This window comes from Acinetobacter sp. QJM3NY_42 (assembly GCF_056173745.1).
Map to the genome: position 1 here is coordinate 1,138,402 of NZ_CM149689.1, position 15,408 is coordinate 1,153,809.

At 40.6% G+C, this 15,408-nt stretch carries 16 protein-coding genes; 3 read left to right on the forward strand and 13 right to left on the reverse strand.

The window, feature by feature from the left end; translation table 11 throughout:
• Positions 1-183: 183 nt before the first annotated feature.
• From rplI to AC0VYT_RS05345, 10 genes are all read right to left on the reverse strand, one after another.
• Positions 184-630, reverse strand: a complete 447-nt coding sequence (rplI, locus tag AC0VYT_RS05300) for a 50S ribosomal protein L9 (RefSeq protein WP_005014836.1) — start codon at positions 628-630, stop codon at positions 184-186.
• Between the two features lie 8 nt (positions 631-638).
• A complete protein-coding gene (gene rpsR, locus AC0VYT_RS05305) occupies positions 639-866 on the reverse strand; it encodes a 30S ribosomal protein S18 (RefSeq protein WP_004928375.1) in 228 nt (75 codons plus the stop codon).
• 11 nt (positions 867-877) lie between these two features.
• Complete coding sequence (gene rpsF / locus AC0VYT_RS05310) at positions 878-1,264, reverse strand: 30S ribosomal protein S6 (RefSeq protein WP_005014834.1); 387 nt, start codon at positions 1,262-1,264, stop codon at positions 878-880.
• Between the two features lie 210 nt (positions 1,265-1,474).
• Positions 1,475-2,353: a heme o synthase gene (gene cyoE, locus AC0VYT_RS05315; RefSeq protein WP_005014832.1), complete on the reverse strand. Its 879-nt coding sequence runs from the start codon at positions 2,351-2,353 to the stop codon at positions 1,475-1,477.
• A 10-nt stretch (positions 2,354-2,363) separates the two neighbouring features.
• Positions 2,364-2,690 (reverse strand): cytochrome o ubiquinol oxidase subunit IV, encoded by a 327-nt coding sequence (cyoD, locus tag AC0VYT_RS05320; RefSeq protein WP_005014830.1) that lies wholly within the window; start codon positions 2,688-2,690, stop codon positions 2,364-2,366.
• On the reverse strand, positions 2,690-3,310 hold the full coding sequence (gene cyoC / locus AC0VYT_RS05325) for a cytochrome o ubiquinol oxidase subunit III (protein WP_005014829.1): 621 nt from the start codon (positions 3,308-3,310) through the stop codon (positions 2,690-2,692). The genes cyoD and cyoC overlap by 1 nt, the downstream gene beginning before the upstream one ends.
• 4 nt (positions 3,311-3,314) lie before the next feature.
• Entirely contained in the window at positions 3,315-5,297 is a 1,983-nt protein-coding gene (cyoB, locus tag AC0VYT_RS05330) for a cytochrome o ubiquinol oxidase subunit I (protein ID WP_005014828.1), read from the reverse strand.
• A gap of 3 nt (positions 5,298-5,300) precedes the next feature.
• Positions 5,301-6,368 (reverse strand): ubiquinol oxidase subunit II, encoded by a 1,068-nt coding sequence (gene cyoA / locus AC0VYT_RS05335; RefSeq protein WP_005014817.1) that lies wholly within the window; start codon positions 6,366-6,368, stop codon positions 5,301-5,303.
• Between the two features lie 292 nt (positions 6,369-6,660).
• Positions 6,661-7,428 carry an RDD family protein gene (locus tag AC0VYT_RS05340; protein ID WP_005014816.1) on the reverse strand — a complete coding sequence of 256 codons (768 nt, stop codon included), beginning with the start codon at positions 7,426-7,428 and terminating at the stop codon, positions 6,661-6,663.
• A gap of 630 nt (positions 7,429-8,058) precedes the next feature.
• Entirely contained in the window at positions 8,059-8,547 is a 489-nt protein-coding gene (locus AC0VYT_RS05345; RefSeq protein ID WP_005014815.1) for a hypothetical protein, read from the reverse strand.
• A gap of 462 nt (positions 8,548-9,009) precedes the next feature.
• On the opposite strand from AC0VYT_RS05345, the gene AC0VYT_RS05350 reads away from it, so the two are divergent.
• The gene (locus AC0VYT_RS05350) at positions 9,010-9,267 is read left to right on the forward strand and encodes a hypothetical protein (protein WP_005014813.1); all 258 of its coding nucleotides are present in this window, start codon (positions 9,010-9,012) and stop codon (positions 9,265-9,267) included.
• 216 nt (positions 9,268-9,483) lie between these two features.
• Here AC0VYT_RS05350 and ppsA read toward each other — a convergent pair whose 3' ends face one another.
• Complete coding sequence (ppsA, locus tag AC0VYT_RS05355) at positions 9,484-11,862, reverse strand: phosphoenolpyruvate synthase (protein WP_005014811.1); 2,379 nt, start codon at positions 11,860-11,862, stop codon at positions 9,484-9,486.
• Between the two features lie 154 nt (positions 11,863-12,016).
• On the opposite strand from ppsA, the gene ppsR reads away from it, so the two are divergent.
• Both ppsR and AC0VYT_RS05365 read left to right on the forward strand, forming a co-directional pair.
• Complete coding sequence (gene ppsR / locus AC0VYT_RS05360; RefSeq protein WP_005014809.1) at positions 12,017-12,853, forward strand: posphoenolpyruvate synthetase regulatory kinase/phosphorylase PpsR; 837 nt, start codon at positions 12,017-12,019, stop codon at positions 12,851-12,853.
• 92 nt (positions 12,854-12,945) lie between these two features.
• Positions 12,946-13,707: a hypothetical protein gene (locus AC0VYT_RS05365; RefSeq protein WP_005014807.1), complete on the forward strand. Its 762-nt coding sequence runs from the start codon at positions 12,946-12,948 to the stop codon at positions 13,705-13,707.
• Between the two features lie 57 nt (positions 13,708-13,764).
• Here the strand turns inward: AC0VYT_RS05365 and AC0VYT_RS05370 are convergent, their stop codons facing one another.
• On the reverse strand, positions 13,765-14,325 hold the full coding sequence (locus AC0VYT_RS05370; RefSeq protein ID WP_005014805.1) for an NAD(P)/FAD-dependent oxidoreductase: 561 nt from the start codon (positions 14,323-14,325) through the stop codon (positions 13,765-13,767).
• Positions 14,326-14,346: 21 nt separating this feature from the next.
• Entirely contained in the window at positions 14,347-15,276 is a 930-nt protein-coding gene (locus AC0VYT_RS05375; RefSeq protein WP_005014804.1) for a hypothetical protein, read from the reverse strand.
• Positions 15,277-15,408 lie beyond the last annotated feature (132 nt).

The window sequence follows — 15,408 nt, forward strand, 5'->3', positions numbered from 1 at the left end:
CCTGATTTTTATAAAACAAAAAATGAAGAGATGACTTTCAATTCAGGTTACTTATCTTAATGCAAAACAGCAGAAAAAAACGCTCAAATCGAAAATTCAATTAAAAAAATAAAACTGTAGAATCAATAAAAAATTTAAGAATAAAAAAAGCATGCCAAAGCATGCTCTTTTCACTGCAGAGAATTACTCGGATACGATAGTAACCAGAACTTCAGCAGTTACGTCATGGTGCAACTGAATAGCGATGTTGAATTCACCAGTGTTGCGAAGTGCGCCGTTTGGAAGGCGAACTTCAGCACGGTCAACTTCAAGACCAGCATTAGTCAGTGCATCAGCGATATCACGAGTACCAATAGAACCGAACAGTTTACCTTCATCACCAGCTTTCGCAGTAATTACAATATTAACTTCATTCAGTTGGTCAGCGCGTGCTTGAGCAGCAGCTAAAATATCAGCTTCTTGTTTCTCAAGTTCAGCACGACGAGCTTCAAAAGCAGAAGTGTTAGCTTCAGTTGCAGCAACAGCTTTACCCTGAGGGATAAGGAAGTTACGGCCATAACCTGCTTTTACAGAAACTTTATCGCCTAACTTACCTAGGTTTTTAATGCGTTGTAATAAGATAACGTCCACAGATCACCTCACTTATGGTTGTCAGTGTAAGGGATCAAAGCCAAATAACGAGCTTGTTTAATAGCAAGCGCTAATTGACGTTGATAACGAGCCTTAGTACCAGTGATACGGCTAGGAACAATCTTGCCGTTTTCAGTGATGTACTGTTTTAAAGTATCGATATCTTTGTAGTCGATGTACGCAACATTCTCAGCTGTAAAGCGGCAGAACTTGCGACGACGGTAAAAACGTGCCATTGATGTTCTCCTTAAGCTTCAACAGAATCTTGATTGTGTTGTGCTTCTTCACGTTGAGCTTTACGCGCACGTTTTTCTTCAGCACTTTTAGCCAATAAAGACTCTTCAGTGATTGCGTTTTCACGACGGATGATAACATTACGAATGATTGCGTCGTTATAACGGAATAATTCTTCTAATTCATCAAGAGTCGTTTGACCACATTCAACATTCATTAAAATGTAGTGCGCTTTGTGAATCTTGTTAATCGGGTAAGCCAGTTGGCGGCGGCCCCAATCTTCTAAACGGTGAATTTGACCATCAGCTTCTTTGATGTGAGTCAGGTAACGTTCTACCATACCCACAACTTGATCGCTTTGGTCTGGGTGTACCAGAAGTACGATTTCGTAGTGACGCATTGTCAGCTCCTTACGGTTTAAACAGCCCCTGAATTATGGTATCAGAAGCAAGGAGTCTCGATTTCTAGTCGAGCCGCATAAATTGCGAAGCGGCAATTATAGGGAAAAACCAAACCAAAGACAAATGCTTTTCAAGAATAGCGCTAGAAAGTGGGAAATCAAGTACATATCATCTACGAGAGTGGCTTACAGACAACCACTCTGTATTGACTAAAAGATAGGGAAATGAGGAGCAGGGGACACTGAAGTAAAACTGAAGCTCAGGCTGACAATCGTAATCAGAGTAACTGAAAATAAGAAGAAACGCTTTGCCCAGAGCTGGTCATTTTCAGCCTTCAGGCCAATCAGACCAATGTAAAACCAGTAAATGCACAGAAGGTTCAAGATAACCAAATACAGCCAGTTGGTATAGCCATAGATGAATAGGGCATTCATGGCAATACTGAATAGGACGATATAAATCAGGGATTCAATCTTGGTGCGTAGAATAGAACGTGCTACAGGTAAAATAGGGATACCTGCATTTTTATAGTCATCAAAACGGTAGATTGCAATTCCCCAGGAATGAGGCATTTGCCAGAATGCATAACCTGCGAAGATGAGTAGGGCGGCCAAGTCAAATTCATTGGTTACTGCTGTATAACCAATCACCGGAGGACTTGCTCCAGAAATACTGCCAATCAGTGTCTGATGGATACTGGTACGTTTGGTCCAGAGACTATAGAAGCCTACATACACCACGAAACCAACCACAGCAAATGCAAAGGCATAAGTGTTCACCCAAAACCATAGTATGCTAAAACCGATCACTCCCAAAACCAGCGCATATAGCATGGCAACAGGTACAGAAACAGTTTTTTTTACAAGAGCACGATTTTGAGTGCGTTGCATTTTCTGGTCGATGTCTTGGTCAATTATATTATTGACGACACAACCTGAGGCAACAACAAGCGTTGTACCGATAAGGGTTAAAAAAAGCAAAAGGAAATCTACAGAGCCTTGGGCGGCTAATAAAAAGCCGCCCAAGGTGGTAATGAAATTACCGAAGAGAATTCCTGGTTTGGTCAGGAATAGATACTTTTTCAGCATGACGACCAGTTTAGATCATCATGTTGAAGTGAAGGTAATTCATAATCCATACCGAGCCTACAAGTAAAATTGCAATACATAGGACAGTATAGATAAAAGCAATTACGTTCCAGCGCTGTTCTGAAGAGGCATTCATATGTAAGAAGAATACCAGCTGAACAAGCACCTGTGCAGCAGCAGTAATGGCAATTACAGTAACCAGTAAGCCACGCTCAAATCCACCACTCATCACCATCCCGAATGGGATGATGGTCAGAATTACGGATAGGATAAAGCCGATCGTGTATTGCTTGAAATTACCGTGCGCTGCACCAGCAGAGTTATGATCGTGACTCATTAGAGAACTCCCATTAAGTAAACTACGCTGAATACACAGATCCAAACGATGTCAAGGAAGTGCCAGAACAAGCTTAGGCAAGCCAGACGACGCATATTTGGAAGAGTCAAACCATTTTTCTTGATTTGAATCATCAAAATGATCATCCATACCAGACCTGAAGTTACGTGGATACCGTGCGTACCGACCAGCGTAAAGAACGAGGAAAGGAAAGCACTGGTAGTTGGGCCGTAACCTTCATGAACTAGATGATTGAACTCATATAGTTCCATGCCGATGAACGACGCACCAAAAAGCCATGTAACTGCAAGCCAGGCAATAACCTGACCCACATTTTTCTTGTATGAAGCAAGTACAGCAAAACCAAAGGTTACTGAAGAGATCAGAAGGGCGAAGGTTTCAGTTAAAACAAAACCAAGAGAGTCGCCAAACAGATCTCCTGCACTTGGAGTACCCGGTGGAACATGACTGCTTAATACAGCGAACGCGATGAAGAGTGTACCGAATAAAATCAAGTCACTCATCAAGTAGGTCCAGAAACCAAAGACAGTGATATCAGTATCATCGTGATGATGATGTTCATCATGTCCATGGTTGTCGTGATGAAGTACTTCAGCCATATCCTTAGTCCTTCTTCAAGTGTTTTTCAAGTAAAGCATAACGTTCATCTTCGATACGCTTAACTTCAGCTGCAGGTACATAGTAGTCCACTTTCTTAGTAAATGAACTCACGATGAAGCTAATAATAGCAGCAGCGAAGGTAATGAATACTAACCACCAGATATGCCAGATCAATGCAAAGCCCATAACTGTAATAAACATTGCAATTACAAAGCCGGCAGCACGGTTAGTTGGCATATGGACATCTTCATAACTCGTTGGACGAGCATATGCCACACCATTCTCTTTGTCTGTCCAGAAACGGTCAATACCGTTACCTTCTGGCAGGTGAGCAAAGTTATAAAATGGGGCAGGAGAAGATGTAGACCATTCAAGTGTACGGGCATCCCAAGGGTCGCCAGTCAGGTCCAGATTGTCATTACGCTGTAAGAAACCAACGATAATTTGCATCAGGAAGCAAGCGATACCGATAGCAATCATGACAGCACCGAACATTGCAATAGTTACATACGGATCCCAGTCTGGATTGTCATATGTGTTCAGACGACGAGTCATACCCATGAAACCTAGGATATAAAGTGGCATGAACGCAAAGTAGAAACCAAAGAACCAGAACCAGAATGCAGCTTTACCCCAAGTTTCATTAAGTTTCCAGCCAAACATTTTTGGCCAGTAATAAATGATACCTGCGAACATTGCAAATACAACACCACCAATAATTACGTTATGGAAGTGAGCGATCAAAAACAGTGAGTTGTGAACCAGGAAGTCTGCTGGTGGAACTGCCATCAGTACACCTGTCATACCACCAATACCAAAGGTAACCAGGAAGCCTAGAGTCCATAGCATTGGCGTTGTATAGGTAATGCGGCCCTTGTACATGGTGAACAACCAAGAGAAGATTTTCACACCAGTCGGGATCGCAATAATCATGGTCATGATACCGAAGAACGCGTTAACGTTGGCACCTGCACCCATGGTAAAGAAGTGGTGAACCCATACAACAAAAGACAGTACGGTAATTGCTACAGTTGCATACACCATCGATTTATAGCCGAATAGTGCTTTGCGGCAGAATGTTGCAACAACTTCCGAGTAAATACCAAATGCTGGCAGTACCAAGATGTATACTTCTGGGTGACCCCAAGTCCAGATCAGGTTCACATATAACATTGGGCTACCACCCATGTCATTAGTGAAGAAATGGAAACCGAAGTAACGGTCCAGAGACAGCATTGCAATGGTTGCAGTCAGTACAGGGAAAGCAGCAATAATCAGTACAGAAGTACATAGTGCAGTCCAGGTAAAGATCGGCATATCCATCAGTTTCATGCCAGGTGCACGCATCTTAATAATGGTAACAAAGAAGTTAACACCAGTAAGAAGCGTACCTAGACCAGAAATCTGGAGTGCCCAGATATAGTAATCTACACCTACGCCAGGCGAGTATTCGATACCTGACAGCGGAGGATAAGCCATCCAGCCTGTAGCGGCGAATTCACCAATTGCCAGAGAAGCCATCATCAAGCCAGCTGCGCCCGCGAAGAGCCAGAAGCTTAAAGAGTTAAGCAGTGGGAAAGCAACGTCTCGTGCACCAATTTGTAGAGGTACAGAGATATTCATCAAGCCTACAACTAGACCCATCGCTACGAAGAAAATCATGATCACGCCATGCGCGGTGAAAATCTGGTCGTAGTGCTCCGGATGCAAATAACCTTCACCACCACCTCTAGCGAGGAACTGCTGAAGACGCATCATGATCGCATCGGCAAAGCCACGCAGCAGCATGACGACAGACACGATGATATACATGATACCAATTTTTTTATGGTCTACTGATGTGAACCATTCGTTCCACAGGTAGCCCCATTTTTTGAAATAGGTTAGTCCTACGACAAGCGCCAGACCACCTAGTACCATCAATGCAACTGTAACCAACACGATTGGATCGTGCGGAATTGCATCAAAACCAAGCTTACCAAACATGTCTTATTCCTCTACAGAAGCAGTCGCATGTTCAACATTTGCATGAGATGCACCAGCATGCTCGGCACCCGCTTGCGCTGAGTGGTCTGCACCGTGGTAGTTGCTCATGTATTTGTTAATCACTGATTCGAACAATTTAGGCTCAACTGAAGAATAGTAAGTCACAGGATGTGGCTTAGTCGGGTAAGTACCCTCAGCTTCAAGTTTTGCCGCTTCCGCTTTCTCTTCTGGAGTTACAGCACGTGCAACAATCGATTCAATTTGATGTTTTGCCCGATTACCATCACGTAAGGTTGCAAATTCAGCTTGGTCTAGAATACCTTTTTGAATTGCTTCTGGATTTACAGAAGTACCATTACCTGCTTTAACCGCAGCAACCCACTGATCAAACTCTGGTCGAGTGACACTGTATGCCAAGAAACGCATTTGCGAGAAACCGTAACCTGAGTAGTTGGCAGAGAAACCGCGGTATACACCAGTTTCTTCAGCTAATACATTCAGATGAGTCTGCATTCCCGCCATTGCATAGATCTGACCTGCTAACTGCGGAATGAAGAATGAGTTCATTGTAAAGTTAGACGTCAGGCGGAAGCTTACTGGTGTATCTACTGGAAAGCGTAATTCATTTACTGTTGCAATATTCTGCTCTGGATAAATGAACACCCATTTGAACTGTTCTGCAATCACTTGCACGTTCAATGGCGCTTGCTCAGATTCTATAGGACGGTATGGGTCATACTTGTGTGAACCCACCCAAGTCAACCAAGCTAGAATACCAATAATAATAACAGGGATACCCCAAACTACAACTTCAATCGTAGTAGAGTGCGCCCATGTAGGTTTATAGTCTGCATCTTTATTTGACGCGTGATATTTCCAACCAAACCATAAAGCCATGATGATTGATGGAATCACCACAAGCAACATCAGATAGATTGCTGTCATCATCAGGTTACTTTGACCTGCAGCAACTGGACCTTTAGAGTTTAGAAGTACTAGATCACCACCACACCCGGTTAGGAGTACGGCAAGCGTTGATAAAGACAATACAGCTAAAATTGTTTGTCTCATTTTACAACCTCGGTGAAGAGTCCCATTACTAAATAAATATGGGATAGCGATTAAAGTGCCGCATCAGTTAAACAACAGCTTCTGGATTGAAGAAATCATTTTTTACCGGGCACCGCTACGTTGTAGGGCATTATGCCTTATATCAACAAACTAAGCTACACATAAAGTGGCTTTAAATTACTGTAAAGAAAACTGATTTTTTTGGTCGGGATTGGTTTTTTCGTATTAAAAAATCAATATTTTCAAAGTGGTGAAAAATTAAAAGGGTAAATCCATTTACCCCTGTGAATGACTACTTAGTACGTTTAATAACCTTGGTTTTGGCGATCATATCATGTAAGGTTTGTCTTTTTTGTCCTAAAGCAAATAAAGCATCAATAATTGCAATAAAGGGCACTACTGTCAGTGTAAGCAAGATTACCAGGACACTTCTCAATAAAAAAACACGGGTTAAATTTACTTTACCAGAAGTGTTAGCGTCTACAATCTGGATATTAGCCAACTTTTTACCAATACTTTGGCCTGTCCGGGCGAGTAACACAGCCTGGATCACAAGCATAATAAGCATATACACCAGCATTGCCTGCCATGCTTCAGCTGGAATAAGTGCAAGAAACTGGTTTTGAAGGTCTATAGCCTTCGTTGTGCTATCTGCAGACTGCATTTGTGCCTGAATGCGTGTGAGCTCAGTCATCTGGGTAGGGGTAAGGAAAAAAGAAGGTAGGGCTGCTATAGGTAGCCACAACATGAGATCAATTACTTTTGCCAGTATTCTTGAGCCGATTGAAGCCTGCTGCTCTGCGACCTTAGGTTTATTTTGTACATGAGTTTTCTGGATCACAGGATTATTAAATACAGGCTGGGCTGAAGAAGACTGGTAGCCTGCCGGCTCATAACTCAGTTTTCCCTGTGTAAGTTCACCTAATGCTTTCCATTCGGTCATACCTTCATGCCAAGCTAAGTCAGTCAACAAAACCTGCTGACTGGCAAGCATCTGATTGACTTGTTCTAGAGTATACGGGCCTGCCTGTTGATTATTTCTAGCCAAATAAATCTGCATAAATTTTGAATCTCGAATACCTGAAATAAATGAAACAAAAAAGAAAAATATACACTCAAACTTTTCTGCATATATTTAAAGACATCATTAAATATCTTTAATTCATCTGCTTTATAACATATTGCTCTAAATAACTAGTCAAATTTGTCTGTAAACAGGGGAATACGCAGATTTTAAAAGTGAAGTAGCTGTAATCTTTTTATATTAAACCACATTGGAGGAACTTGGAAATCTTAAATATGAGATAGCTGAAAGCTTAAATTTGACTAAGCGAAAGCAGCTTAAAGTAGAGTGAGGCAAAACGGATTATAACTAAAAAAATTAAGCCTGATGGATCAGGAATAATGAGTTTTAAGAATATATTAGTATTTTATATAAGTGCAGCTAAACATCTTGGAGCTTATACAAAATATTTTAAAAAGTCATATTTTATCAAATGGATAAGTTAAAGAGAATAGAATCTATAACAAGGCAGGCCAGTGTTTCTGGCAGTAAACGATAAAGATATTTTAATTTCCGGATTTGGACACCAACGGCAGCTTAGAAGCCAAAAAGTCTAATTGCAAAATAAACAGGGATTATAATTACTTAATAATCCCGATTTAATTTAGTTGTTATTAATTAGGCAGCTTAGTTTGCTAGTCTGAAATAGGAATAGCTGACATTTTTATCTTTATAGACATCATAACTTTTTTGTTTAAAGTCAGAAACCCAACTGTTACCGCTATAGCCAGCTATATGACCATATTGATGTTTCTGGGTACGATGAATTATATAAATATCGCCTTCTTTAGGATGGTCAAAAGAGGGTTTAATTTCACGATAACCCAGAGAAAGCAAAGTATTTCCCCAGTCTGAAGCTGCAACAGGATGAGACTGTATTTTGGCACCAGCAGATTGCAATGCAACTCGAATACTTTTAGCGCATTTACTGGTACTGGATTGACGAGTAATACTCTTTAATTTATTGGTGAAAGTATTAAGGTCAAAATAATCTGAAACCATACCTCGGACACCACCGAATGGACCTGAGTGGGGAGTAGAAGACTCTACAATAACCTGTGGCTGAGGCGTAGAATGTAAATAAGACGTATCAGAAAGAGAATAATCGTAAAGCATTTAGAACATAAGATAACTTAAGACGGCAGTATAAATAACACAATTATCTTATAAATAACACGAATGTAATATTTTGAAATATTATTACATTACAGTTAATCAAAGTTTTCTATTTTTAAAGGGAAGAAGCCAAACTAGAAATCTTGATGTAAATTAGATTGAAAATTAACTTTCTAGTATCCTATTGAATTTTGTAAGAATGACTATTTTCCGGATATAAATAAAATTTTTGGTTAAAATGTGAGCTTTTGTGATAAGTTGTTATATAAATTACTTGTTGTTTTAGAGGTGTAAATGTAAACTTCGTCACAGTTAAAGAACTTTTAAGTTTATTGCCCATACTCAATGTATGGGTATTTTTTTTGAAAGTTGAATGAGTGGGTTTAAATTTTAATTTTTAAAGAAAGAACATGATTAAGTAGTCACTTTTATTTGATCTAAACTTTTAATATAGTGAAAATTATGGAAAGAATTCATACAGAACAGCCACTAAGCCTTCACCTGACAGAGTCTTATAAGGGCGTAACTAAGACTAATTTGAACATCCTGCCGGGTAGCCAAGAAAGTTTTTCGCTCAATGAACTGTATGAAAAATCTAAAAAATTCGAGGACGAACTTAAAGCTGAAGAGAATGAAGTAGTAAAGTTCCAAAAGAAAATGATCATTTTAATCTGGGCTTTTTTCATCATCATCGGGCTTCTTGTGACGTTAAGCTATTAGATTAAAAATTATAAATAACCGTAGAAATTCATAACTTTCATTAAAGTAATTTTAAAATATCATCACAGTTTGATTGTCTGTCCCTATAAAGTTGCGTCCAGTGAAAGTAACCAATTTCTACCTATCTAAATTATTTATTTACTTTTAATAAGACTGCTTAAACTGGTGCTAATTGTAATAAAAAAGGCCCTGTTGGGCCTTTTTTATTACATATATTTAAGACTGTTTAATTTTTTCTTCAGCAAGGAAGAACCAGGTATCCAAAACAGAGTCCGGATTAAGTGAAACCGACTCGATACCCTGTTCCATTAACCATTTCGCCAGATCTGGATGGTCGGAAGGGCCCTGTCCACAAATCCCTACATATTTGCCTGCTTTACGACAAGCATGAATAGCCATAGACAATAGGGCTTTAACTGCTGGGTCACGTTCATCAAACAGGTGGGAAACAATACCAGAGTCACGGTCCAGACCAAGAGTAAGCTGCGTTAAATCATTAGAACCGATAGAGAAGCCATCAAAATGTTCAAGGAACTGCTCAGCCAAAAGTGCATTGGTTGGTAATTCACACATCATGATTACTTTAAGGCCATTCTCACCACGTTTAAGTCCATTCTGAGCTAGTAGTTCAATAACACGTTTTGCTTCAGTAACAGTGCGTACAAATGGAATCATGATCTGGATGTTAGTCAGACCCATTTCATCACGTGCTTTCTTAAGTGCACGGCATTCCAGCTCAAAACAGTCACGGAAGTTGTCAGAAACATAGCGGCTTGCACCACGGAAGCCCAGCATCGGGTTTTCTTCTTCCGGTTCATATAATTTGCCACCAATCAGGTTGGCATATTCATTTGACTTGAAGTCGGACATACGGACAATAACAGGCTTGTCTGCAAATGCAGCTGCAAGTGTTGCAATTCCTTCGACCAGTTTTTCTATATAGAATTCAACTGGAGAAGAATAGCCTGCTGTGCGTGCCATAACTGCTGCGCGGGTTTCACGTGGCAGGCTGTCGATATTAAGCAGGGCTTTAGGGTGCACACCAATCATGCGGTTAATGATAAACTCTAGGCGAGCAAGACCAATTCCTTCATTTGGCATTTGTGCAAAATCAAAGGCACGGTCTGGGTTACCCACATTCATCATAATCTTGAATGGAAGCTTCGGCATAGATTCGATTGAGTTGCGCTGAACTTCAAAGTCGAGTGCACCTTCATAAATGAAGCCAGTATCACCTTCAGCACATGAGACGGTAACTTCCTGACCATCTGCCAGTACTTCAGTCGCATTGCCGCAACCTACAATGGCAGGAACACCAAGTTCACGTGCAATAATTGCTGCGTGACAGGTACGCCCACCACGGTTGGTAATAATGGCAGCAGCACGTTTCATGACTGGTTCCCAGTCAGGATCAGTCATATCTGATACCAGAACATCGCCTTCTTGTACTTTGTCCATTTCTTTTATGGAAGTTACAATACGAACTTTACCTGAACCGATACGCTGGCCAATAGAGCGGCCTTCACAGATCACGCTACCACGCTGTTTTAGCAGATAACGTTCCATTGTGCCCACATCTTGACGGCTTTTCACGGTTTCAGGACGTGCCTGAACAATATAAAGCTGGCCATCATCGCCATCTTTTGCCCATTCAATATCCATTGGTGAGCCATAATGCTCTTCAATGATAAGGGCCTGTTTAGCCAGTTCATGTAATTCATGATCATTCAGTGCAAACTGCTGGCGTTCCTGTTTTTCAACATCGACCACAACTACTGAGTTACCGGCAGAACCTTCATCACCATAAATCATTTTCTGGTGCTTGGAGCCAAGGTTGCGACGTAAGACCGCATGCTTGCCGCCTGTTAATAAAGGTTTAGACAGATAAAATTCATCAGGGTTTACTGCACCCTGAACAACCATTTCGCCTAATCCATAAGAAGCAGTGATAAATACAACATCACGGAAACCAGATTCGGTATCAAGTGTAAACATTACACCTGCAGCACCTGTCTCTGAGCGAACCATACGTTGAATACCAGCAGAGAGCGCAACTAAGCTGTGTTCAAAACCTTGGTGCACACGATAAGCAATGGCGCGATCATTAAAGAGAGAAGCAAAAACTTCCTTGATAGCAATCAGCACATTGTCAATACCACGAATATTCAGGAAGGTTTCCTGCTGGCCTGCAAATGATGCATCTGGTAAATCTTCGGCAGTCGCAGAAGAACGAACGGCAACCGCGATATCAGGGTTGCCGTTTGAGAGAGCTGCAAAAGCTTCACGAACTTCTTTTTCTAATTCTGCAGTAAGTGGAGTGTCAACAATCCATTGACGAATTTTAGCTCCGGTTTCGGCCAGCGCATTAACATCATCAACATTTAATTGAGCAAGTTCAGCTTGAATCTTGGCGTTCAGGCCGCTCTGTTCGAGAAATTCACGATAGGCAGCAGCAGTTGTAGCAAAACCACCAGGTACCGATACACCAGCATTGGATAAATGGCTGATCATTTCACCCAAAGATGAGTTTTTCCCACCCACGAGTTCAACGTCGTGTTTCCCTAGTTTTTCCAGACCGATTACGCGCGCTTCCAAAGTTGTTACTCCACTTTTGCTGTATTAATCACTATCTTGGCATGAAATTATCTTAAAGCGCTTAGGTTTTTGATTTTACTAAGCGACAGTCATGTAAGATCGGTTTACTATAAAGATTATATAGTACTAAGACAAATGTTTGAGGAGAATTTTAATGACAGAAGGTAAACAAATTAAGCGGAGTGTGTTTTTTATTTCTGATGGCACTGCGATCACCGCTGAAACCTTAGGTCACTCCTTATTAGCCCAGTTTCCGCATGTTGATTTTGATATACACATCATCCCTTATATCACTACTGAAGAAGCTGCAACTAAAGTCGTCGAAGAAATTAATACCCGTGCAGATCGGGAAGGCGAGCAGCCTTTGGTATTTGATACGCTAGTTGACCCTAACGTACGTGATATTATTAATACGGCTAATGCAGTAAATCTGGACGTATTTGAGGGCCTTATCAGTAAGCTTTCCGATGTACTTGGCACACCTCCAACGACTTTGGTCGGGCAAACGCACGCTGTAACAGATTCTGAATCTTATAAAGCGCGTATTGATGCAGTACATTTTGCCTTAGATAATGATGATGGAGCACGTACCCGTCATTATGATAAAGCTGATCTTATTTTAATTGGAGTTTCCCGTTCAGGGAAAACACCTACTTCAATTTACCTGTCGCTCCAGTTTGGTATCAGGGTAGCAAACTATCCATTGACTGAAGAAGATCTGGACGATAACCGCTTACCAGCAGTACTTAAAGCACATAAGCATAAATTATTTGGATTGATGATTGATGCAGAGCGGCTAGTTGCCATTCGTACTGAACGTAAGGCTAATAGCCGCTATGCAAGTTTTAGCCAGTGCCAGATGGAATTACGTGCGGTAGAGGGAATTTATATTTCTGAAGGAATTAAATACCTGAATGTCTCAGAAATGTCGATTGAAGAAATTTCTACCCGTATTTTACAGATGACTGGACTTAAACGCCGTATTGGATAAATGTGTTACACAGCAGTATGACAGAACTCATACTGCTATTTTGTATAAAGACTTTTAGCTTGTTAAAATGTAAATCATTAAAGTGAGCAGCAATGTTAAAGAAAATTTTACTCGCAAGTTTACTGAGCCTTTCTTTTTCAAGTTACGCACAAACTCTGAGTCAATTTGAAAGTGGATTGCTCAAGCAGTATCAGCAAACTGAGATAAATAGCCGTATAGATGCAGATCAGTATAATCAGCAAATAGCCGAAGCTATACAGAAACAGTTGCTCAGCAATCCTGCAAGCTTTAATTATTCGTTTAAACAGCTGGTTGATGCAGGTAAATTGTCTATTAATTATAGTCCTGACAAAAAATTAAAATTTTATAGTTTTGATATTTCATCGGGTGGCACCATGCGTGAATTTGAGACTTGGGTACAGATCAATTCAGGAAAGCGTATTATGACCCAGCAAGTACCAACTGCCAGCCTGGTTCAGAATGTCTATCAAACAAACTTTAAAAATATGACTGTCTATTTAGTGCATGATATCGTCATTGGAAGCAGTCGTGAAGGTGCTTATAGTATTCAGGCGTTGCAACTTTCTCGGCAAAAACTTCGCCCTGTACAGATCTTCGAGACAAAAACTAAAAAGTTAAGTGAAATTACCGTCGAATATGATCGTGCGAATTTCCCTGAAAATCAGCCAGCATTTGAAGATTACCAACAGCTACCGCAGCAATTTATTCGGGTATCAAAAGACCTGAAGTATATTGATATCCGTGTCATTCAGGCATCCGGGAAATTGACTTCACAATATTTGCGCTATGTTAAGGCTGCAACGGCTTACCATTATCAGGGTACAGTGCAGTAAAAATCTTTTGGGTAAAAAAAGAGGCTTTGATTGCCTCTTTTTTTATTTATTTTGATTTTAAACATAAGTGGTAATAATTACGTCTATTAGATGTTCGACACCTTCCATACTCTGTATGGAATCGGCATTAATTCTGACCACAGGCCAGGTGATCAGTTTACAGTTATCGCGTTGCAGGGCTATGTAGTAATTATCCGATTTAAAAAACTTTTTATTTTCTGCACCTGTATTTGGTGTCAATTGGCGTCTTAACCACGTTTCTTTAACTTGGGCCTCAAGATGGCGGATAGCCAGCAGACTTTTAATACGATTATTAAATAAGCGGCGATTTTTGATAATTAACGGATGAGAAATCAGTTTGTGAATATGACTCTGGGTCTTAGGCAAGATAAAATGGGGAGTAATCTGGAAAACTTTAACAAACTGTGCTTTTTGACAGATATTTTCCAGCTTGCTAACAGTAGCCTGATCGGCACCAATAATTGCAACTTTCAAATCGCTTAAATCATACTGGTCAATATGCTCTGATGGAATAAGCTGGCCACGGAAATTCTCAAAGTCCCTGGCAGTATTCTGAAAAATAACCGGTTTATGCGGGTCCTTGGATTTAGTATTCATTTTATGCCTCAATTTTTATTGTTAGGATGCAGCTTTTGGTTCTGAAGTTAATTCATATATCCAAGAAGGAATCCGAGGTAAAGCCTTTTCTGGAAGCTTGTCAGTCATACTCACCATTGCATCAACGGGAATATGAAAAAATTTCCTGTCTCGGTTAATGACATTTTTAGCATGCCAGTTAATAATTTGGAACCATGGATTACGTCGTCCTTGTTGTGTACGTCCGCCGATTCGAGTGAATTTATTCATTGCCTGATACAGGTTATCTTCAGGTAAGCCCAGTTTAACAATATTGTCGCGCATTTTATTGATCAGGGGTAAGTAGGCTAAAATGCCCAGTACTAAACGTGGATCAACGATGCGAGCTGCCATCTGGCCTAGCTGAATCAGATTTTTATGCATTCCCTGCTGCTCCATGACACTGAAACCTACACCTAGATGCCGTGCTTCATCCGCATTAATCAGCTCAAATGCCTGATGACAGACCGGATCATCTACCGTATCAAGTAAAAATTTACACAATGCACCATCCAGAGCGACTTCAAGCATTGGGATAACTGCACCAAGAATATAAAAGGGCATATCATCGGCATAGGTATCGAGCCATTCAATAATCAGGCGCAAATTCTTGTTGGGTTTGGGGATATCGTTCTCAAGCATTCCCCAGCGTTTCATCAGTGCCATTTCTGCATTCGCATGGCGCTGTTCTTCAGCATGGAAAATGGCATACATTTCACGCAAGGTTGCATTAGGTGCTTTTTTTGACATGGCTGAAAATGCCCGTGCACCCACATGCTCGATCCACATCAGATCAGCCATAAAGTCTTTTAGTTTTGGCCATTGTTCTGCGGTAATTTTTTCCCGACCTGGCGCATTCCAGTCAATATCGGATAAACACCACTGAGTACTTTTGACCTTTTGCAGCATTTTTTCCAGATCGATAGTGGCCATAGCTGTCTTCCTGTATTTTCTATTTTTTAATAGTGTAGGAAGCTGTAACACTAAAAGAGTAGGCAGAAATGCTTAAATTTGGTGGACAAAAAAGTCAGTGAAGTAAGGTATTGATTGTTGAATAATTTTTTA

Bases quoted from the DNA above. Each gene is read 5' to 3' on its own strand.
- rpsR (WP_004928375.1), bottom strand. From the start codon at position 866: ATGGCACGTTTTTACCGTCGTCGCAAGTTCTGCCGCTTTACAGCTGAG.
- rpsF (WP_005014834.1), bottom strand. From the start codon at position 1,264: ATGCGTCACTACGAAATCGTACTTCTGGTACACCCAGACCAAAGCGAT.
- cyoE (WP_005014832.1), bottom strand. From the start codon at position 2,353: ATGCTGAAAAAGTATCTATTCCTGACCAAACCAGGAATTCTCTTCGGT.
- cyoD (WP_005014830.1), bottom strand. From the start codon at position 2,690: ATGAGTCACGATCATAACTCTGCTGGTGCAGCGCACGGTAATTTCAAG.
- cyoC (WP_005014829.1), bottom strand. From the start codon at position 3,310: ATGGCTGAAGTACTTCATCACGACAACCATGGACATGATGAACATCAT.
- cyoB (WP_005014828.1), bottom strand. From the start codon at position 5,297: ATGTTTGGTAAGCTTGGTTTTGATGCAATTCCGCACGATCCAATCGTG.
- cyoA (WP_005014817.1), bottom strand. From the start codon at position 6,368: ATGAGACAAACAATTTTAGCTGTATTGTCTTTATCAACGCTTGCCGTA.
- AC0VYT_RS05340 (WP_005014816.1), bottom strand. From the start codon at position 7,428: ATGCAGATTTATTTGGCTAGAAATAATCAACAGGCAGGCCCGTATACT.
- AC0VYT_RS05345 (WP_005014815.1), bottom strand. From the start codon at position 8,547: ATGCTTTACGATTATTCTCTTTCTGATACGTCTTATTTACATTCTACG.
- AC0VYT_RS05350 (WP_005014813.1), top strand. From the start codon at position 9,010: ATGGAAAGAATTCATACAGAACAGCCACTAAGCCTTCACCTGACAGAG.
- ppsR (WP_005014809.1), top strand. From the start codon at position 12,017: ATGACAGAAGGTAAACAAATTAAGCGGAGTGTGTTTTTTATTTCTGAT.
- AC0VYT_RS05365 (WP_005014807.1), top strand. From the start codon at position 12,946: ATGTTAAAGAAAATTTTACTCGCAAGTTTACTGAGCCTTTCTTTTTCA.
- AC0VYT_RS05370 (WP_005014805.1), bottom strand. From the start codon at position 14,325: ATGAATACTAAATCCAAGGACCCGCATAAACCGGTTATTTTTCAGAAT.
- AC0VYT_RS05375 (WP_005014804.1), bottom strand. From the start codon at position 15,276: ATGGCCACTATCGATCTGGAAAAAATGCTGCAAAAGGTCAAAAGTACT.